Consider the following 19,279-nt stretch of genomic DNA (forward strand, 5'->3'; position numbering starts at 1 on the left):
CGCGCCGATGTGGCTTACTTGGCGGCAGCTGCCGTGACGACGTTGCCCGAGGTGTCCTTGATCTGACCCCACGACTTGGCAATGGTGGCCTTCACGGCGTCAGGCATCGGGACGTAGTCCAGATCGTCGGCCGTCTTGTCGCCGGTCTTGTAGGCCCATTCGAAGAACTTCAGAACGCTGGCAGCATTGGCCGGCTTGTCCTGCACCTTCTGCATCAGGATGAAGGTCGCGCCGGTGATGGGCCATGCGCCCTTGTCGGCCTGGTTCGTCAGGACCTGGTAGAAGCTCTTGTCCCACTCGGCTGCAACGGCAGCGGCCTTGAACGCCGTGTCGTCAGGCGACACGAAATTGCCGGCGGCATTCTGCATCTGGGCATACGTCATCTTGTTTTGCTTGACGTAGGCGTATTCGACGTAGCCGATCGAGTTCGGCAGTTGCTTCACGAATGCTGCAACGCCTTCATTGCCCTTGCCGCCGGTGCCGACGGGCCAGTTCACGGCCGTGCCTTCGCCGACCTTGCTCTTCCACTCGGCATTGACCTTCGACAGGTAGTTCGTGAACAGGAAGCTGGTGCCGGAACCGTCAGCACGGCGAACCGGTGCGATGGCGGCGTCAGGCAGTGCCAGCGAGCCATTCAGTGCCTTGATGGCGGGGTCGTTCCACTTGGTGATCTTGCCCAGATAGATGTCGCCGAGGACCTGGCCGCTCAGCTTGAGTTCGCCGGCCTTCATGCCCTGGATGTTGACCACGGGGATCACGCCGCCGATGACGGTGGGGAACTGCATCAGGCCCTTGGCGGCCAGTTCGTCGTCCTTCAGCGGTGCGTCGGAAGCGCCGAAGTCGACTGTCTTGGCTTCGATCTGCTTCAGACCGGCGCCCGAACCGACCGACTGGTAGTTCACCTTCGTGCCGGTGGCCTTGTTGAAGTCGCTGGCCCACTTGGAGTACAGCGGCGCGGGGAAGCTGGCGCCAGCGCCGGTCACGTCCTGTGCGAATGCGGGGAAGAAGGCGGCAGCGGCGAGGCCGATGGCTGCAAATTTGAACGTCGTTTTCATGGAAGCTTCCTTTGAAGAGGTACGGGTCATCCCGAATCGGGTTGAAGCGGACTTTAGAAAGCTTGTGTGACATCGATGTGACATCGCGCCCTCCAGTGAAAAGCGGTGATTTCGCCCGGATTCGGGGCCGAATGCTTTATGACGCTGTCACACAATCGTCACAGGCGCGGAATGTGCTGAGCGCTACCATCGCAGCGGCCGTTTTTCCTCTTTCTTTTCCCGCACAGGCCGCCTCACTCAACATGCAAAACGGCACCCTTCTCGCAGCAGTCGACCTCGGCTCCAACAGCTTTCGCCTCGAAATCGGTCGCGTCGACCACGGCCAGATCCACCGCACCGAATACCTGAAGGAAACCGTTCGCCAGGGCAACGGACTCGACAGCGCCCGCAACCTGACACCCGAAGCCATGCAACGCGGCTGGGATGCGCTCGCGCGTTTCGGCGAGCGGCTCGCGGGCTTCAAGCGCTCGCAGGTGCGCGCGGTAGCCACCCAGACGCTGCGCGAAGCGCGCAACCGCGACGAATTCCTGCTGCGCGCCCGCACCGCACTGGGTTTTGGCATCGATGTCATCCCGGGTCGCGAAGAGGCACGCCTGATCTACCAGGGCGTCGCCCACATGCTGCCGCACGACGACGTGTCCGGCCGCGAACGTCGACTCGTCGTCGACATCGGCGGCCGTTCGACCGAAATGATCATCGGCCGCGCACTCGAAGCCCAGGTCATGGAGTCCTACCGGGTCGGCAGCGTCGCCTGGTCGATGAAGCATTTCCCGCAGGGACAGTTCACGGCCGGCGCGTTCCGTGCGGCCGAGGTCGCGGCCAAGGCAGTCCTGGAAGATGCGCTCGGCAGCTACGCCCCAAGCCAGTGGGACGTCGCCTATGGTGCGTCCGGCACGATCGGCGCCGTGAGCGATGTGCTGGTCGCCTCTGGCGCCAAGCCAGGCGTGGTCACGCGCGAAGGGCTGGACTGGCTGCTCGATCGCCTGCTGAAGGCCGGCAACGCCGACAGGCTGCGCATGGAAGGCATGCGCGAGGATCGCAAGGCGGTGATCGGCGGCGGCGTCAGCGTGCTGCGCGCCGTATTCGACCTGCTCGGCATCCGTGAGATGAAGGTCGCGCAAGGCGCCCTGCGGCATGGCGTGCTTTACGAGCTGCTGGAGCGCGACGACAGCGTGGCCGACTTGCGCGCCACCACCGTTGCACGGCTCGCAGCCCGCTTCTCGGTGGACGCGGCGCAAGCGAAGCGCGTCGGCGACACCGCCTCCGCGCTCTTCGTGCAGTTCGTCCCCGCGGCACGGGGTGGCAGCACGCTGAGCAGCGCCGGCCGGGCGTTGCGCAAACTGGGATGGGCGGCGCAATTGCACGAGATCGGTGCACAGATCTCACACAGCGACTATCACAAGCACGGGGCCTACATCCTGGACAACGCGGACGCACCGGGCTTCGCAAGCAACGAACTGCATCATCTGAGCCAGCTGGTGCTCGGCCATCGCGGCAAGCTGCGCAAGCTCGAGACCGCGCTCGACGACGCCACGCTCGCGACCCAACTGCTGTCGTTGCGACTGGCGGTGATCCTGTGCCACGCACGGCGCGAGCCGGAAGTGTCGGCGCTGCGTGTGCAGGCGTCGGGGCGGCTTTTCACGATCGGCTGCCGCGACGGCTGGGCCGATCTGTATCCGCAATCCGCCTACCTGCTGCGCGAAGAAGTGCTGGCCTGGCAGAAGACCAACTGGCGGGTCGAACTCGGCGGCTGCTGAGAACGACCTCGGCGCACCGCCCGGATCAGAGCAGCTCGGGCGCCTGCACCGTCACCACGACGGTCTGCACGTCGCCGTCGCGTTCCCGGGTTCGAATCCACCACACGGCGCCCTTGCGCACCGCACAGCTGTCCTGCTGCAGACCCAGCAACAGCGAGATCGCCTGACCCAGCGCGGGCTGGTGGCCGATCATCAGCACCACCGACTTGCTGTGCGGCCAGCCGGCAGCGGCCAGCAGCGCGTCCGGCGTGGCGTCCGGTGCGAGTTCGGCCCGCAGCTTGTACTTGCGACCAAGCGCGAGTGCGGTCTGCTCGCAGCGCCTTGCCGGACTGCTCACGATGCGCGTGCCCTCGGGCAATTGCCGGTCGAGCCAGCCCGCCATCCGCTTGGCCTGCTTCTCGCCACGCGGCGTGAGCGAGCGCTGCATGTCGTCGCAGCCTTCCGTCCAGTCATCGGCTTCGGCATGCCGCCAGAAGATCAGGTCCATGGTCATTCCTTTCAGCCGCGCGGCGCCACACGGCGCAGCCCGCGCGAGGCATAACGGCCCATCAGCGCAGACTGGGCGCCGTGGGCCTCGATGGTTCTGGAGGCGCCCTCCTCACCCGCATGCGTGTCGCTGTTGACCCGGTGGTAGATGCCGTCGGCACCCAGGTCCCACGCGTCGCGCCCGTCGTGCAGGTAAGCCACCAGGCATTCGTCGATGAGACGCTGGCGAAGCACCGGGTCCGTCACCGGCCAGGCGAGTTCGATGCGTCGCATCATGTTGCGGTTCATCCAGTCGGCGCTGGACAGGTAGAGCGACTCGTCCTTCCCGTTCCGGAAGTAGAAGACGCGCGAATGCTCCAGAAATCGACCGATGACGGAACGCACGCGGATGTTGTCCGTCAGCCCCGGCACCTGGGCGGGCAGCGTGCAGGCGCCGCGCACGATCAGGTCGATCTTGACGCCCTGCTGCCCGGCGCGCACCAGCGCTGCGATCAGCGCCTCGTCGGTCAGCGCATTCATCTTCGCCACGATCCGCGTGGGCTCGCCCGCCGCCGAGGCGGCACCCAGCGCATCGATCTGCGCGACAAGGTTGCGGTGCAGATCGAAGGGCGCGAGCCACATGCGGTTGAGCTTCGGCAGCCGGCTCTGGCTCGCCAGATGCACGAACACGGCCTCCATGTCGGACGTCAGCAGCGGATCGGCCGTCAGGTGGCTGATGTCGGTGTACAGACTGGCCGTGCGGGGGTTGTAGTTGCCGGTCGACAGATGGCCATAGCGCCGAAGCTGCTTGCCTTCGCGCCGGGTCACCAGCAGCATCTTCGCGTGGGTCTTCAAGCCGACCACACCATAGACGACCTGGGCGCCGATCGATTCCAGCATCTCGGCCCAGTTGATGTTGGCCTCTTCGTCGAAGCGCGCCTTGAGCTCGACCACCACCATCACTTCCTTGCCGCGCCGCACCGCTTCACGCAGCAGGTCCATCAGCGCCGAATCGGTGCCGGTGCGATAGATCGTCTGCTTGATCGCCAGCACCTGCGGGTCCTGCACGGCTTCGCGCAGGAAGGACAGCACGCCGTCGAAGCTTTCGAAAGGCTGGTGGATCAGCACGTCGCCGCGCTGCAGCCGATCGAAGAACGACTGGCCCGGCGACAACGTGATCGGGAAGGAAGCCTGGTAGGGCTCGAAGCGCAAGTCCTTCAGACGCGGATCGTCGATCAGGTCGATGACCTGCGTGAAGCGCGCCAGATTGACCGGCCCGTGCACGCGGTACAGCGCCATTGGCGGCAGGTTGAACTGCGCGAGCAGAAAGCTCGCCAGCGATTCAGCGCAACTCGCGGACACCTCGAGGCGCACGGCCTGGCCGTAATGGCGATGCTGCAGCCCCTGGCGCAGTGCGGTGCGCAGGTTCTTGACGTCTTCCTCATCCACGGCCAGATCGGAATGGCGCGTGACGCGGAACTGCGAGAACTCGCCGACCTCGCGGCCCGGGAACATGCTCGACAGATGCGCCCGCACGATGCTCGACAGGGCCACCAGCAGCGTCTTGCCGCCGGACACCTTCGCCGGCATGCGGATGACCCGCGGCAATACGCGAGGCACCTTCAGGATCGCGATCGGGTTCTCGCGGCCGAACGCATCCTTGCCGCCGAGCCGCACGATGAAGTTGAGCGACTTGTTGGCCACCTGCGGGAACGGGTGCGACGGATCGAGACCCACGGGAATCAGCAGCGGGCGCACCTCGCGCTCGAAGTAGTCATGGACCCACTTGCGCTGCGCAGGGTTGCGCTCACCGTGCGACACGATATGAACATCGTGCGTGGCGAAAGCCGGCATCAGCGCGTCGTTGTACAGCGCGTACTGGGTGGCCACGAGCTTGTGCGCGGCAGCCGACAGCTTCTCGAAGGATTCGACCGAATAGTTGCCGACCTGATCGCCGACGCTGTCCGCCACCAGATGCGGCGCGACCCGGACTTCGAAGAACTCGTCGAGGTTCGATGACACGATGCACAGATACCGAAGTCGCTCGATCAGCGGCACTTCGGACCGGCGCGCCCAGTCCAGCACACGCTCGTTGAAAGCCAGGATGCTGTGATCGCGGTCGAGCAGGGACAGCGTGGGCGGCGGTGCGGTGGCGGCAACGCCGACTGAAGACTCGGCGTCGGCGGGTGAAAGGGGCATGGTCACGGATTCTGGCGCATCGCCCTCGGGGACGCGTGTCAGCGGAAACATGACAGTGTCGAAAGGGCTTATGACATCCATGTGACAGCTGTCACAAAGCAGATGACAGACTCATGCACCCAGGAAATGCTTCCGATAGCGTGACGGCAGGTCCTCGATGCGCATCAGCATCGGCAGGTCGGCGGAGTTGAAATCCGGATCCCAGGCCGGCGCGCCCAGCACCTTGGCGCCCAGGCGCAGATAGCCCTTGATCAGTGCGGGCGGCTCCACATCGAGCATGCCGTTCAGGCGCTCGACCGGCAGTGGCAACCGCGGCTGCACCTGATAGCGCACCGGCGCCATGTGCGTCGCCGACAGTTGGCGCCAGATGCTGGCTGCTGCATCGCCGCTGGTCACGCCGTTGTGCCACATCGGAATGCTGGCGCAGCCGATCATCGTGTCGAGCCGGTTGCGGTGCATGAAGCCGGCCAGCGCGCCCCACAGTGCGAGGATCACGCCACCGTGGCGATGGTCCGGGTGCACGCAGCTGCGGCCCAGCTCGACCATGCGCTCGCGCAGGTCGCGCAGGCGCGTCAGATCGAATTCGGTGTCGCTGTAGGTGCTGCCGATGCGACGGGCCTGGGCCGGCGTCAGCACACGGTAGGTGCCGATGACCTGCTGCGTTGCGTCGTCACGCACCAGGAGGTGCTCGCAGAAATCGTCGAACAGATCGACGTCGTGGCCGGCGATGGTGGTCGACAGCCGTGCGCCCATTTCGCCGGCGAACACGTCATGGCGCAGGCGCTGAGCCGCGCGGACTTCGTCGAGGTGACGGGCCCAGCCCACGGTGATGCCGTTGCCGGTGGCCGTCGCTGCGGCGGCCGATGCCGGCACCGCGACCGGCGCCGGCTGCACCGACGCCACGCTGGCGACGCGAGCCGCCGGAGGTGCGCGCCAGAACGCAGAACGCGCGCCCAGCTGCGAAATCGGGAACGTCGGGTTCGGAAGCTCTTTCATGGAAGCCCTTTCTTTGCACGAAAGTCTCGCGAGTCGCCATGAACAACACGTGTCGGTGCCGTGGCAATTGCGTGACGGAGCGCGCATCGTCTTTAATGCAGGCTCCGAGACTCAGGAGCCTGCATGGCCGCCAACGAGAAGATTGAAGTCGAAACCCGGCGCCATCAGATGTTTCCGGTGCTCAGTGACGCCGACATTGCGCGCGTGCGTCGTTTCGGCACGGTGCAACGTCACGCGGATGGCAGTTGTCTGTTCCGGGCCGGCGATCCCGGCCCGGGCATGTTCGTCGTGCTCAAGGGCGCGGTATGGATCACGCAGCGCGATGGCCTCGGTCACGTGGTGCCGATCGATCGCCAGGGCCCCGGCCAGTTCCTGGCCGAAGTCGCGCAACTGTCCGGCCGGCCGGCGTTGGTCGACGGCCATGCGGACGGTGACACCGAGACACTGCTGGTTCCGCCCGCCCAGCTGCGGGCGCTGATCATCGCCGAGGCCGATCTCGGCGAACGGCTGGTGCGCGCCATGATCCTGCGCCGCGTCGCGCTGATCGAGTCGGGCGCGAGCGGCCCCGTCCTGATGGGTCCGCCGCAGTCGGCCGGCGTGATGCGCCTGCAGAACTTTCTCGGCCGCAACGGCTACCCCTACCAGGTCGTCGATTCCACGCAGGACAGCGACGCAGCCGCATTGCTCGAGCAATATGGCGAGAGCGAGCTGCTGGTGGTGTGCCCGAACGGCGCCGTGCTCACGCACCCGACCGACAACGCGCTCGCACGCTGCCTGGGCATGGTCGACACGATCGCGCACGACGAGCTGTTCGATGTGATCGTGGTCGGCGCAGGCCCGGCCGGCCTTGCGACGGCGGTGTACGCCGCCTCCGAAGGATTGCGCGTGATCGTGCTCGACTGCCGCTCATTCGGTGGCCAGGCCGGTGCCAGCGCGCGCATCGAAAACTACCTCGGCTTCCCGACCGGCATTTCCGGCGGCGCGCTGGCCGGCCGCGCCTACGTGCAGGCACAGAAGTTCGGCGCCGAACTGCTGATTCCGGCCGAAGTCGCATCGCTCGACTGCAGCGGCGCCACGTCAGGCGGCGACCTGTCGGTTCTGCTGGCCGACGGCCGACGGCTGCGCGCACGGACGGTGGTGGTCGCCAGCGGCGCCCGCTACCGGCGACCGGAAGTTCCGAATCTGGCGGACTACGAAGGCCGCGGCGTCTGGTACTGGGCATCCGCCATCGAAGCACGGATGTGCAGCCGGCAGGAGATCGCGCTGGTCGGCGGCGGCAACTCGGCGGGCCAGGCGGCGGTGTTCCTGTCGCAGCAGGCCGCCAAGGTCAACATCCTCGTGCGCGGGCCGTCGCTGGCCGCCAGCATGTCGCGCTACCTGATCGACCGCATCGAGGCCACACCGAACATCGAACTGCATCCGCATACCGAGCTCGCGGGTCTGCAGGGTGATCCGTCATCGGGGCTGCAAGGCGCCAGCTGGCGCCACCGGATTTCAGGCGAAACCTACGACTGCCCGGCACGCAACGTGTTTCTCTTCATCGGCGCCGAGCCCGAGACGCGCTGGCTCGACGGCTGCGGCGTGGCCGTCGACCGGCACGGCTTCGTGCTGACGGGCCAGGAGGCGCGTGGCGGCTTTCCCGCGCGCCAGGCGGCGGCGCTGGAGTCCAGCGTACCTGGCGTGTTCGCAGTGGGCGACGTGCGCTCGGGCTCGGTGAAGCGCGTGGGTGGCGCCATCGGCGAAGGTGCGGCGGTGGTGGCGCTGATCCACGCGCATCTCGCCCGGTCACAAGCCGTCGCCTGATCACGCACGACGGGACGGGGCACGATTTCTGCTGCCGGATCTCGGCCCCCGTTGCCGCTTTTCGTCCGACCGGCGCAACGGGCATCTACATTCCATCCAGGAGTGATCCATGCAGAGCAGAACGTACCGCAGCGACTCGTTGTCGGAAGGCGCGCACATCCTCAACCGCGAGTGGTCGCGCCACCAGCTGTCGGTGCCGCGCGGCGATGCCTTGCGGCTGCGCTTCTCGATCCGCGACATCACGCCGCACATGTCGCTGAGCGCGCTGGCCTATGGCGCGCCTGCCACGGTGCGGCCGCAGGACCGCGCCGAGGTGCTGCTGCTGCAGATGCCGCGCGCCGGCAACGGCATCGCGTCGTATGCCGGCGGCAACACGCCGATGGACCACGCGCATTACGCACTGATCGACGTGCCTCACGTGGCGCAGGTGCACTACAGCCGCGACCTGGACGTGCTGGTGCTGCGCATCGCTCAGTCGCAACTGATGGCGCAGCTGGAAGAGCTGCTGGGCCATCGGCCTGCCGATGCACTTCGCTTCGAGCCAGGCATGGCGCGCGGCACCGGAGCCTGGGCTGCCTGGGAGCCCGTGGCGGCGGCACTGGACATGCTGCAACGCAGCAGCCTGGCCGATTTCCCCGCGCCGGCGATGGCGGCAATGGAGCGCATGGTGCTGTCGACACTGCTCCTTGCGCAGCCGCACAACCACAGCGCCGCACTGCTGAAACCGGCCCCGCAGATCGCGCCGCGCCATGTACGCCGTGCCGAGGAGTTCATCCACGCCAATCTCGCGCGCGCGCCCGCCACCGAAGAGATCGCGCGGCACGCACAGGTCAGCGTACGGACACTGTTCGACGGCTTTCGGACCTTCCGCCAAACCACGCCCGCCGCCTACGTACGCAGCGCGCGGCTCGCCGCGGTGCGCGCCGAACTGCAGCGCAGCGCCGATAGCGTCGCCGACATCGCGCAGCGCTGGGGCTTCCAGCATCCGGGCCATTTCGCGGCGCAGTACCGCCGGCAGTTCGGCGAAGCGCCAGCCGCCACGCGGCGCGTGCTCGTGCCGCTGCACTGACTCTTCACGCCATACCAAGGAAACTTCGCCGACATGACCGACATCCAGCACATCCCCTCGCCGGGCCGCTTCAAGACGCCACCGCTGTCCGCCGCCACCCGCTTCGGCGACCTGCTCTTCATCTCGGGCACGCCCGGCTACTACGCCGACGGCAGCATCGACGAGGGCGACTTCGACAAGCAGTTCGACCAGGCGGTCGCCACGCTGCACCAGATCCTCGCCGCGGCGGGTGGCTCGATGCGCTCGCTGCTGAAGGTCAACGTGCTGCTGACGCGCCTGCAGGACGTGCCCGCGATGAATGCGCGCTATGCAGAGGCCTTCGGCCCCGCGCCCTACCCGGCCCGCACGACGTCCATCGTGCTGTCGTTGCCCGATCCGCGCATGCTGCTCGAGATCGAGTGCGTCGCGGTGGCGGACGCTGCCCGATGACGGCGACGAACACGGCGCCGGCGCGCGCACCCTTCCGCATCGGCATGCTGATCTTCCCCGGCATGACCAGCCTCGACTTCGCCGGGCCTCTCGACGTGTTCGCGCGTCTGCCCGACACCCAGGTGCACGTGCTCGCGAAGACGCTGGAGCCGGTCGTCACCGACATCGGCCTGCGCGAACTGCCCAGCATGCGCATGGACGACGCGCCGCCGCTGGACCTGCTCTTCATCGGTGGCGGACCCGGCGTGAACGTGCTGATGGAAGACGCGCAGACCATCGACTTCCTGGCCGAACGGGCACCTCGGGCGCAATGGATCACGTCGGTCTGCACCGGCGCGCTGGTGCTTGGCGCCGCCGGGCTGCTGCGCGGCTACAAGGCCGCCACGCACTGGACTGCGATGGAGGTGCTGCGCCACTTCGGCGCCGAGCCGGTCGCAGAGCGTGTGGTGATCGACCGCAACCGCATCACCGGCGGCGGCGTCACGGCGGGCATCGATTTCGCATTGACCATCGCGGCGCGCCTGCACGGCGACCTGCGCGCGCAAGGCATGCAGCTCGCCATGGAATACGCACCGGCGCCACCCTTCGACGGCGGTTCACCCACCACCGCGCCTGCCGACCTGGTGGCGCGGGTGCGCGCCGCCGTCGCGCCGTCGACGGAGGCACGCATGGCCGCCGCACAGCGGATCGCGCGGCGCCATGGCTGGACGGACGGCATCGGCGACTGAAAGCGGGCCGTGCCGGCAACGGCACTGGCACTGGCACCGGCAACGCGCGCGGCCCGGACAAGATCGCCGCCGGATTGCGGCCCGTCCTGCCGGATCGGGACATGGCCAGCGACAGCCATTCCTAAGCTAAGGCGCATGTTGTTCACGACGTCCTGAAGGAGTTGGCATGTTGCGTCTGGGTTGGAGCCGATGGCTCCGTGCATCGTTCGCGCTCTGCGCGCTGGGAACCGCGTCAGTCTTCGCACAAGACTACAAGGGGCCGATCACGCTGGTGGTCGGCTATCCGGCCGGCGGGTCGGCCGACATCGGCGCGCGCATCCTCGCCGAGAAGCTGCCGGACTTGCTCGGACAGCCGGTGATCGTCGAGAACCGTGCGGGCGCCGGCGGCCAGATCGCGGCACGCTACACGAAGGGCGCGCCAGCCAACGGCTCGGTGCTGTTCTTCACCAACGGCCACACCGTCGTGACCGTGCCATTGATCCTGAAGGCACCCGGCTTCGACACCGCCGTGGACCTGAGGCCGGTCAGCCCCTTCGCGAGCTTCGAGCTCACGCTGGTCGCGAATCCGAAGACCCAGGCACGTTCGATCAAGGATCTGGCCGATTACTTCGCGAAGGTGCCGGCGGACCGGAACATCGCCGTACCGGCGCCGGGCAGTGCGCCTGAATTCATCGTGGGCCGCTTTGCGCAGCTCACCAAGACCGAGGTCCAGCCCATCGCGTACAAGGGCACGGCCCCCGCCGTCCAGGATCTGCTGGGCGGGCAGGTCAGCGCCGCGGTGCTGCCGGTGGCCGACATCCTGCAGTACCAGCGCGCCGGCAAGCTGCAGGCCGTGGCCGTCACTCGATCCACACCGCTGCTGCCCGGCGTGCCCTCGTTCGGCGACGTCGGCCTGGGCGAGCTCGCCGCCTCGGACTTTCTCGCGGTCTACGCACCGGCCGGCATGAGCGACGCCAACGTGGCACGCTTCCATCGTGCGATCCAGCAGGTCGTCGCGATGCCTGAGGTGAACGAGCGGCTGCTGTCGCATGCGCTGCAACCGCAGCACGGAACGCCCGCCGACCTGACGAAAGCCTACGAAGCCTCGCGAACCACGGTCCGCAGCCTGATGAAGGCGGTCGGCTACCAGCCCCAATGACGCCGGCCGCGCCGATGGCGACCACGCAGTGGAGCCGCATGAAGTCCACCGGGTTCGATCGTGCGGCGGCGGCATCGACCGTCGTCATCCTGCCGATCGGCTCGACCGAACAGCACGGGCCGCACCTGCCGGTCGAAGTCGACAGCCTGCTGGTCGGCGAGGTGGCGCAGCGCAGCGCCACGCTGGCCGCGCTCCAGACGCCGGTGCTGGTGCTGCCCACGCTGTGGGTCTCGCTGGCCGAACACCACATGGCCGATGCCGGCAGCCTCACGCTCGACTTCGAGACACTGCTCGGCTTCACGCGCTGCATCGTGCGTTCGCTGCAGCGCCAGGGCTATCGGCGCATCCTGCTGCTCAACGGGCACGGCGGCAACATGGCTGCGCTGACGCTGGTCGTCGACATCCTCACGGCCGAGCTCGACGTGCCGGTGGCGACCGCGACCTACTGGGTGGTTGCGGCCCCGGCCTTCGCCGAGATCCTCGAAGGCCAACCCAACCTGCTGCACGCCTGTGAGGCCGAAACGTCCATGGTGATGTACCTGCGGCCCGAGCTGGTCGACGCCGAAGCGGCGCGCACGGTGGCCGCGTCGGCGAGCGGCTTCCTGCTGGCCGGCGGCGTGCACCGCTGGCGGCCGATCGCGCACTGGTCGTGCAGCGGCGTGGTCGGAACGCCGCGCCTTGCATCGCCCGAGAAGGGCGCACGACTGCTGCACGCGGCAGCGACCGCATTGGCCGATCGGATCGTCGAAGGCGGGATTTGGGGCGACGAAGGAGCGCATGTCCACGGCCAGCCGCACAGCTAGATGAAAGAATTCTGCCGTTCTGAAGCCGAGGCACCGCTTCGGCGGGTTAGAATCGAAGGCTCGTCGGGGTGTAGCGCAGCCTGGTAGCGCATCTGGTTTGGGACCAGAGGGTCGAAGGTTCGAATCCTTTCGCCCCGACCATGAAAAAAGTGAATGCCGGTAAGTACTTAGGTGCTTACCGGCATTTCGCGTTTCTGGGGCCGGCTTTCTGATCGCTTGGCTCTCTTCTGACGACCCGGCCGGACTGAATCGGATTCGCCGACGGACTCGCAGATCAGCGCATGCCTCGCCCGTCCAGCCTAAACGAATGGCTGATGGCAGGACGCCTCTCCGCCGACGTATAGTAATTTTGTACACATTTAGCACTGGACCGGTCTCGGCCCGGGATCGACGGACGGGAGCTGCAATGACACTTTCATGCCACATGGGCCAAGCGTTTGAAAACTGGCAGACGCTGACCGACGAATACGCCCAAGCGCTTTCGGCGCTGCAGCGAGGCGACCTCAGTGCCCGCCCCCGCGTGAATCGCCTGGCCCGCGAAATTCTGAGGCTGTCGCCAAACTCGCCGAAGGCGGTGGCTCCGCCAGTCGCGCAAGTTGGACCTTTCAGCGACAGGCCAAGCAGGCCATGAAGCGCCCTGTTTCGCCCATCCCTCACGTTCAAATTACCCAAGGAATCGCACCGGTCAGACGGCCTGGCAACACCCGTCAACACGCTGCAGAGAGCTGGATTGGGGCGCGATGAATCTTTCCCCGATTCCCACAAACTCGCCAATGGCCGGTCCCGAATGGACGATGGAGTTCGCCATCCAGAAGGTCAACTCTTCTTCCCAATGCACCGCCGTGGTCCTGAAAAGCGGAACAGGACTTTGTCATATCTCGATGACGAGCCAGATTGCGGATCCCAATGCAGTGCGGATGGAGCTCCTGGAAAAAGCACGCGCCTGGATCGCTGAATACGAGAAGCGTCACACGGCTTGAGTCGATTCGACGGCAACGGCACCCAGCAGGCTCGAATCCTTTCGCCTCGACATCGAGCAGGTGAATGCCTGCAAGGACTCCGGGCCTTGCAGGCGTTTTGCTTCCCGTGGCGCCACCTGCTTTTATTCCAAAGGAATTCCCCAATCCTCTCGCTCATGAAATCCGGCATAACCTGAAAGTGAGCACGACGAAGCGCGCTGGATGGCCATACCGCTACCGCGCCGCACACAACCCAGGATGGAGCGCGAGCCATGAGAGAGATTCGCCTGATCTGGAAATCCGAGCCTGCCGAAAAGTCGGATGAGCCGCGGGGCCGCACGCCCTGGCATCCCGACTCGCCCGAGTGGCGCGACATGCTGACGACGCTCGCCGAGGCAGGTACCGCCGTCTTCGGGCGCGGTACGCACTGGGTGGAAGAGCGCGATAAATGAATCAACAAAGTTTCATATGTAAACCTTTGCCTTCTTGACGACAGGTGCTGGACATCCAGAATGGGCGCCCGTAGGAGATGTCCTTCATGCCCATGGAACTGTTGCAATCGCTTGCCACGCACCCCCTGCCCGTTGAGATCGCCGACGATGAAATCGTCGACAAACTCATGGTCTTGCAGGAGGCCCATCTGATTGCAGCGTCCATCCCGCAACCAGAACAGCTGCCTTCCGGATTGCGCAGCTACAAACCAGCCACCGTTCTCGCGGTCACGCCCGAAGGCATGCGTGCAGCACACCTGGCGCCCCATACCGAGGAGATGGCGGCTTCGGTTTCACCCAGCCAAGCCTCGTGATCTTGACGACGCGCCGCCATCAGCGAGACATGCCGAGACACGCCGATACATCAGGCACCTCCCTCACTGAAGTTCGGTAAAAATGAATGCTTTAGCATTCAATTTATAAACTAACCTTTCCATCGCCGGACTACACGCACCGGCACTTCAACACCCGCGTTCTCAGTGCCGCAGTGCCGATCAGCACGGCTCGCGACGCCGACCGAACAGCCAACTGCTTGAAACATCCCTAGAGCGGGCAACTGGTTCCGTCACCGCGGAATGCCCCTCGTCGCCCTGCTTCAAGCGCTTCGGCATCCCCTTCCCGCTCACGGACCCCCGCTGTTGTTCTCCACAACAGCCGACATGTCGAAATATTGACAACTGCAAGCGCTACGCCAAAATGCAACACACGCAGCAACACACGAAAGCTTTCGTTACAAGCTTTGCGTTTTCTGCGAAATACACCCCAACAAGCTTGCCGCGGGTCAGGTCCGCGTCGTGCAGAGAATGTCTTGAACCTCCGGAGCCAGCGATGAGAATGCTGACCTCAATGTGTGAATGCGCGCTGCCCGATGTGGTTGCAGCAGGGAAAACTCGTCTCTGGATGCGCCTTTTTCCGTCCCGCCGGCTTTACCACTGCTGCAACTGCAAAGCGGACATGTTCCTGCCACGAGAGCTCGGCGAGGAAGCTGTCGGCCGCAACGGCGCGGCGCGTTTCTTCGAGATGACCGGCCCGGCCGATCTGGCGAGCCGGCCACGCAACTCGCTCTGGTAGCGCACTGACGCTACACGCCGGCGAGCCTCCGGCGGCAATGGCCTGGCCGACTTTTCCTACAAACTCGGCGCACCAGGACTCCTAGGTTGAGTCTCCACAGCGCGCGATCGCCGATCACCAGCGCAAGAAGAGGAGCCGACATGAAGCCATTCACACTCGACCCCGGCATGACCGCCAAGATCGGCGGCGCCTTTTATCCGACGGGTTATTCCTTCGTGATGTTCCCGAAACCCGACGACGCCCGGCAGATTGCGCAAGCGCTGATCGACGGCGGTTTCAGTGGCGACGACATCTACCTGATTCCAGCCGAGACCGTTCTCTCGCAGATCACGCCCACCGTGAGCGACGCCGACAATCCCTTGCCCTCGGCGGGCACCGAAGGCGCGACCGTACGGGCTTACACCAAACTCGCGCGCGAAGGCCATGCGGCGCTGCTGATCCGGACGGAAGACGGCGACGACGCGGATGGCGTGATGGCCATCGTGAAAACGGTGCCCTATTCGATCGCCCAGCGTTACCGCATGCTGGTCATCGAAGACCTCTGAAGCGGCGCCCGCTCGCCATCAGGCGGGTACCGCGCGGCGGATCACGTCATGCGCCATGGCTCTTGCGAGCTCCTGCTCGCCGAGGAACACCGTGGCCGTCGTCTCTTGCGCCAGCAGCCGCGCTTCTTCCTCGTTGTGGCTGCGCACCACGGTTTCGATGTCCGGATTGAGCGTGCGCGCCACGCTGATCATCTGGCGCACGTTCAACGTGTCGGGCGTGGCGATCACCAGCACACGCGCCCGCGCGATGTGCGCCTGAATCAGCACGGCCGGGTCGGCGGCATCACCCCACACCGCCGCAACGCCATCGCGGCGCAGCTTCTCGACCAGCTCGCGATTCTGTTCGGCCACCACGAAGGGCATGTGCTGGGCATTCAACTCGGCGGCAATGCTGCGGCCCACGCGGCCATAACCCACCAGCACGACCTGGCGCGACAGGTATTTCGCGTCGGTGGTCATCGGAAGCTCGGCCATGGGGTCGTCGCGGGTCGACAACCGCCGGCCCAGTCTCGAATGGGTCTGCAGCCATTTCTGCAGCGGCGCCGTCAGCGTGAACCACAGCGGATTCGTCGCGATGGAAATCAGCGCGCCAGCGAGCACCAGGCTTTGCGCCTCTTCCGGCAACAGCTTCAGCGACACACCGAGCCCGACCAGGATGAACGAGAACTCGCCGATCTGCGCCAGGCTGGCACTGACCGTCAAGGCGGTCCCGAGCGGATAGCGGAAGGCCAGCACCAGCACGCTCGCTGCAATCGACTTGCCGACGACGATCACCAGCACCACCGCCAGCACCTGCAGCGGCCGATGAATCAGCACCGACGGATCGAACAGCATGCCGACCGAGACGAAGAACAGCACGGCGAAGGCGTCGCGCAGCGGCAGCGATTCCTCGGCCGCACGGTGGCTGAACTCCGATTCGCGCATCACCATGCCGGCGAAGAAGGCGCCCAGCGCAAACGACACGCCGAACAGCGCCGCGGATGCAAACGCGATGCTGACCGCAGCCGCCACGACGCACAGCGTGAACAGCTCGCGCGACCCGGTACGCGTGACCTGCCAGAGGATCCAGGGAAAGACGCGCCGGCCGACGATGAGCATCAACGCGATGAAGGCGCCGACCTGCAGCAGTGTCCAGCCGAGCGTGACCCAGAGCGACCCGGCATCGGCGCCGTTCGACTGGCCGCCCAGCACGCCGGCCAGCGGCGGCAGCAGGACCAGCACGAGCACCATGGCGAGGTCTTCGACGACGAGCCAGCCGACCGCGATGCGGCCGGTATACGAGTCCAGCAGGCCCAGGCTTTCGAGCGCGCGCAGCAGCACCACCGTGCTCGCGACCGACAACGCCAGCCCGAACACCAGGCTCGCCCCTGCGCTCCAACCCCACCACAGCGCGAGCCCGCCACCCAGCGCCGTCGCCACGACGATCTGCACCAGGGCACCCGGCACGGCGATCTTGCGCACGGCCAACAAGTCGTCGAGAGAGAAGTGAAGGCCGACGCCGAACATCAGCAGCATCACGCCGATCTCGGCCAACTGCGCCGCGATCCCCGCATCGGCCACGAAGCCCGGCGTGAACGGCCCGATGATCACCCCGGCAAGCAGGTAGCCGACGAGCGCCGGCAACCGGATGCGTGCCGCGAGAAAGCCGAGCACGAGCGCCAGCCCGAGGCCGGCAGCAATGGTGTTGATCAATGAAACGCTGTGGGGCATCCGGAATGACGTCGAACGAGGGAGAAGCCGAGGAACGATGGACTTTAGCGTTCAAAACCGCGACGGGCTTGCGGGCATGAAAAAACCCGCCGAAGCGGGTTTCCTGTGGGGCTTGGCGGCACCGCGTGGGTGCGCCGATGCGGCCGATCAATGCATGTGCAGTCCGCCGTTGACCGAGAAGTCGGCACCGGTGGAATAGCCGCCTTCATCGGTGGCCAGCCACGAGATGATCGACGCGATCTCGCTCGGCTCGCCGAGGCGCTTCACTGGAATGGTCGCGACGATCTTGTCGAGCACTTCCTGCCGGATCGCCTTGACCATGTCGGTGCCGATGTACCCGGGGCTCACGGTGTTGACCGTCACGCCCTTGGCGGCGAGCTCCTGCGCCAGCGCCATCGTGAAGCCGTGCATGCCGGCCTTGGCCGCCGAGTAGTTGGTCTGGCCAGCCTGGCCCTTTGCGCCATTGACCGAGCTGATGTTGACGATGCGCCCCCATCCCTTTTCGACCATGTCGCCGACCACCTGCTTGGTCACGTTGAACATGCTGTTGAGGTTGGTCTCGATGACCGCGCTCCAGTCTTCGGGCGTCATCTTGAGGAACATGCGGTCGCGCGTGATGCCGGCGTTGTTGACGAGCACGTCGATGCTGCCGTGTTCCGCCTTGGCCTTGCCGAAGGCCTCGACGGTGGAATTCCAGTCGCCGACATTGCCGACCGACGCGTGGAACTCGTAGCCCTGCGCCTTCTGCTCGGCGAGCCATTTCGAGAAGTCCCGGGTCGGTCCGCAACCGGCCACCACGGTGAAGCCGTCGCGGTGCAGGCGCTGGCAGATGGCGGTACCGATGCCACCCATCCCACCGGTGACGTATGCGACTTTCTTGCTCATGAATATTCCTTGATTTTGACGAAGCTGGACAGCGAGAACACTGTACCGAAATTTGGCACCGCCGCCGTCTGAGGAAAACACTGACTGCTGCACTGCAACAGAACTGTCACGTTGCATTTCTACACTTTGTCATGTCTTCCATTGCGCTCCACGGCGCCGCCAAATCCTGGGGCGACAGCATTGCGCTCCATGCGATCGATCTGCAGATCCAGTCGGGCACCTTCTGCGTGCTGCTCGGTCCGTCGGGCTGCGGCAAATCGACCACGCTGCGCATCATTGCCGGCCTGGAAAGCGCTACCGCCGGCCAGGTGCTGATCGACGGCCGCGACGTGACGAACCTTCCGCCGGCGCAGCGCGGCATCGCGATGGTGTTCCAGAACTACGCGCTGTTCCCGCACCTGAGCGTCGCCGACAACATCACTTTCGGCCTGTCCGTGCGCAAGGTGCCGGCCGCCGAAAGCGCGAAACGCCTGAAGGAAGCCGCAGCGCTGCTCGGGCTCGGCGCCCTGCTCGAGCGCCGGCCCGGCCAGTTGTCGGGCGGCCAGCAGCAACGCGTCGCGCTCGGCCGCGCGCTGGTGGCCCAGGCGCGGGTCTGCCTGATGGACGAGCCGCTGTCCAATCTCGATGCCCAGCTGCGCCAGGAGATGCGCCGCGAACTGCGCGAGCTGCAGCAGCAGCTCGGGCTGACCGTGGTCTACGTGACGCACGACCAGACCGAAGCGATGAGCATGGGCGACCAGGTCGTCCTGCTGAACCAGGGCCGCATCGAACAGGCCGGCACGCCGCGCGACCTGTATGCGCGGCCGGCCACCACCTTCGCGGCGCGCTTCATCGGCACGCCGCCGATGAATCTCGTCGTGCTCGAACACGGACGCATCGCGGGCAGCGACGTCGCCACCGGGCTGTCCGCCGCCACGCTGGGCGTGCGCCCCGAAGCGATCGCGCTCGACCCGCAAGGCATTCCGGCCGTCGTGCGCAGCGTTGAATACCTCGGCGCCGACCTCGCGCTGCGCTGCGGCGTCGGCAGCCAGACGCTGCTGGTGCGCGCCGCCGGCCAGCACCTCGCGGCGCCGGGCGACCACGTCGGCCTGCGCTGGGCCGCGCACGATGCGCACGGCTTCGATGTCCAAGGCCGCCGCGTCGCCGGCTGACGAGCGATCCACGAATTTCCCCTCC

Annotated in this window: 19 protein-coding genes and 1 tRNA gene; 14 read left to right on the top strand and 6 right to left on the bottom strand. The window is 66.2% G+C overall.

Going from position 1 to position 19,279, the window contains the following annotated elements; all coding sequences use genetic code 11:
* Positions 1-14 precede the first annotated feature (14 nt).
* Positions 15-1,055 (bottom strand): phosphate ABC transporter substrate-binding protein PstS, encoded by a 1,041-nt coding sequence (gene pstS / locus AC07PZ_RS08515; RefSeq protein WP_495294628.1) that lies wholly within the window; start codon positions 1,053-1,055, stop codon positions 15-17.
* Positions 1,056-1,297: 242 nt separating this feature from the next.
* Here pstS and AC07PZ_RS08520 point away from each other — a divergent pair, with 242 nt between their 5' ends.
* Entirely contained in the window at positions 1,298-2,812 is a 1,515-nt protein-coding gene (locus tag AC07PZ_RS08520) for a Ppx/GppA phosphatase family protein (protein WP_495294629.1), read from the top strand.
* A 25-nt stretch (positions 2,813-2,837) separates the two neighbouring features.
* Here the strand turns inward: AC07PZ_RS08520 and AC07PZ_RS08525 are convergent, their stop codons facing one another.
* The 3 genes from AC07PZ_RS08525 to AC07PZ_RS08535 are packed head-to-tail and all read right to left on the bottom strand — an operon-like array spanning position 2,838 to position 6,472.
* Positions 2,838-3,299, bottom strand: coding sequence for a SixA phosphatase family protein (locus AC07PZ_RS08525; RefSeq protein ID WP_495294630.1), 462 nt, complete (start codon positions 3,297-3,299; stop codon positions 2,838-2,840).
* 11 nt (positions 3,300-3,310) lie between these two features.
* Positions 3,311-5,527 (bottom strand): polyphosphate kinase 1, encoded by a 2,217-nt coding sequence (ppk1, locus tag AC07PZ_RS08530; protein ID WP_495294631.1) that lies wholly within the window; start codon positions 5,525-5,527, stop codon positions 3,311-3,313.
* A 60-nt stretch (positions 5,528-5,587) separates the two neighbouring features.
* Positions 5,588-6,472: a GNAT family N-acetyltransferase gene (locus AC07PZ_RS08535; RefSeq protein WP_495294632.1), complete on the bottom strand. Its 885-nt coding sequence runs from the start codon at positions 6,470-6,472 to the stop codon at positions 5,588-5,590.
* Between the two features lie 123 nt (positions 6,473-6,595).
* Between AC07PZ_RS08535 and AC07PZ_RS08540 the strand changes: the two genes are divergently transcribed.
* The 12 genes from AC07PZ_RS08540 (at position 6,596) to AC07PZ_RS08595 (ending at position 15,508) form a co-directional block, all read left to right on the top strand.
* Positions 6,596-8,275, top strand: coding sequence for an FAD-dependent oxidoreductase (locus tag AC07PZ_RS08540; protein WP_495294633.1), 1,680 nt, complete (start codon positions 6,596-6,598; stop codon positions 8,273-8,275).
* Positions 8,276-8,384: 109 nt separating this feature from the next.
* A complete protein-coding gene (locus AC07PZ_RS08545; protein WP_495294634.1) occupies positions 8,385-9,344 on the top strand; it encodes a helix-turn-helix transcriptional regulator in 960 nt (319 codons plus the stop codon).
* Positions 9,345-9,377: 33 nt separating this feature from the next.
* Positions 9,378-9,773: a RidA family protein gene (locus AC07PZ_RS08550; protein ID WP_495294635.1), complete on the top strand. Its 396-nt coding sequence runs from the start codon at positions 9,378-9,380 to the stop codon at positions 9,771-9,773.
* Positions 9,770-10,501, top strand: a complete 732-nt coding sequence (locus AC07PZ_RS08555; protein ID WP_495294636.1) for a DJ-1/PfpI family protein — start codon at positions 9,770-9,772, stop codon at positions 10,499-10,501. Before AC07PZ_RS08550 ends, AC07PZ_RS08555 begins: the two co-directional genes overlap by 4 nt.
* Positions 10,502-10,667: 166 nt before the next feature.
* A complete protein-coding gene (locus AC07PZ_RS08560; protein ID WP_495294637.1) occupies positions 10,668-11,639 on the top strand; it encodes a tripartite tricarboxylate transporter substrate-binding protein in 972 nt (323 codons plus the stop codon).
* Positions 11,636-12,442, top strand: a complete 807-nt coding sequence (locus AC07PZ_RS08565; RefSeq protein ID WP_495294638.1) for a creatininase family protein — start codon at positions 11,636-11,638, stop codon at positions 12,440-12,442. The genes AC07PZ_RS08560 and AC07PZ_RS08565 overlap by 4 nt, the downstream gene beginning before the upstream one ends.
* 64 nt (positions 12,443-12,506) lie before the next feature.
* Positions 12,507-12,583: transfer RNA gene (locus AC07PZ_RS08570), tRNA-Pro, on the top strand.
* Between the two features lie 599 nt (positions 12,584-13,182).
* Positions 13,183-13,422 (top strand): hypothetical protein, encoded by a 240-nt coding sequence (locus AC07PZ_RS08575; RefSeq protein WP_495294639.1) that lies wholly within the window; start codon positions 13,183-13,185, stop codon positions 13,420-13,422.
* 251 nt (positions 13,423-13,673) lie between these two features.
* Positions 13,674-13,853 (top strand): hypothetical protein, encoded by a 180-nt coding sequence (locus tag AC07PZ_RS08580; protein WP_495294640.1) that lies wholly within the window; start codon positions 13,674-13,676, stop codon positions 13,851-13,853.
* 86 nt (positions 13,854-13,939) lie between these two features.
* Positions 13,940-14,206, top strand: coding sequence for a hypothetical protein (locus tag AC07PZ_RS08585; RefSeq protein ID WP_495294641.1), 267 nt, complete (start codon positions 13,940-13,942; stop codon positions 14,204-14,206).
* Positions 14,207-14,720: 514 nt separating this feature from the next.
* Entirely contained in the window at positions 14,721-14,963 is a 243-nt protein-coding gene (locus tag AC07PZ_RS08590; protein WP_495294642.1) for a hypothetical protein, read from the top strand.
* Between the two features lie 167 nt (positions 14,964-15,130).
* Positions 15,131-15,508, top strand: a complete 378-nt coding sequence (locus AC07PZ_RS08595; RefSeq protein WP_495294643.1) for a hypothetical protein — start codon at positions 15,131-15,133, stop codon at positions 15,506-15,508.
* A gap of 18 nt (positions 15,509-15,526) precedes the next feature.
* Here AC07PZ_RS08595 and AC07PZ_RS08600 read toward each other — a convergent pair whose 3' ends face one another.
* Both AC07PZ_RS08600 and phbB read right to left on the bottom strand, forming a co-directional pair.
* The gene (locus AC07PZ_RS08600) at positions 15,527-17,218 is read right to left on the bottom strand and encodes a cation:proton antiporter domain-containing protein (RefSeq protein ID WP_495294644.1); all 1,692 of its coding nucleotides are present in this window, start codon (positions 17,216-17,218) and stop codon (positions 15,527-15,529) included.
* A 147-nt stretch (positions 17,219-17,365) separates the two neighbouring features.
* Entirely contained in the window at positions 17,366-18,103 is a 738-nt protein-coding gene (gene phbB, locus AC07PZ_RS08605; protein ID WP_495294645.1) for an acetoacetyl-CoA reductase, read from the bottom strand.
* Between the two features lie 131 nt (positions 18,104-18,234).
* Between phbB and AC07PZ_RS08610 the strand changes: the two genes are divergently transcribed.
* Positions 18,235-19,254, top strand: a complete 1,020-nt coding sequence (locus tag AC07PZ_RS08610; protein ID WP_495294646.1) for an ABC transporter ATP-binding protein — start codon at positions 18,235-18,237, stop codon at positions 19,252-19,254.
* The last annotated feature ends 25 nt before the right edge of the window (positions 19,255-19,279 follow it).

The organism is Variovorax sp. GW821-FHT10B04 (assembly GCF_059415645.1).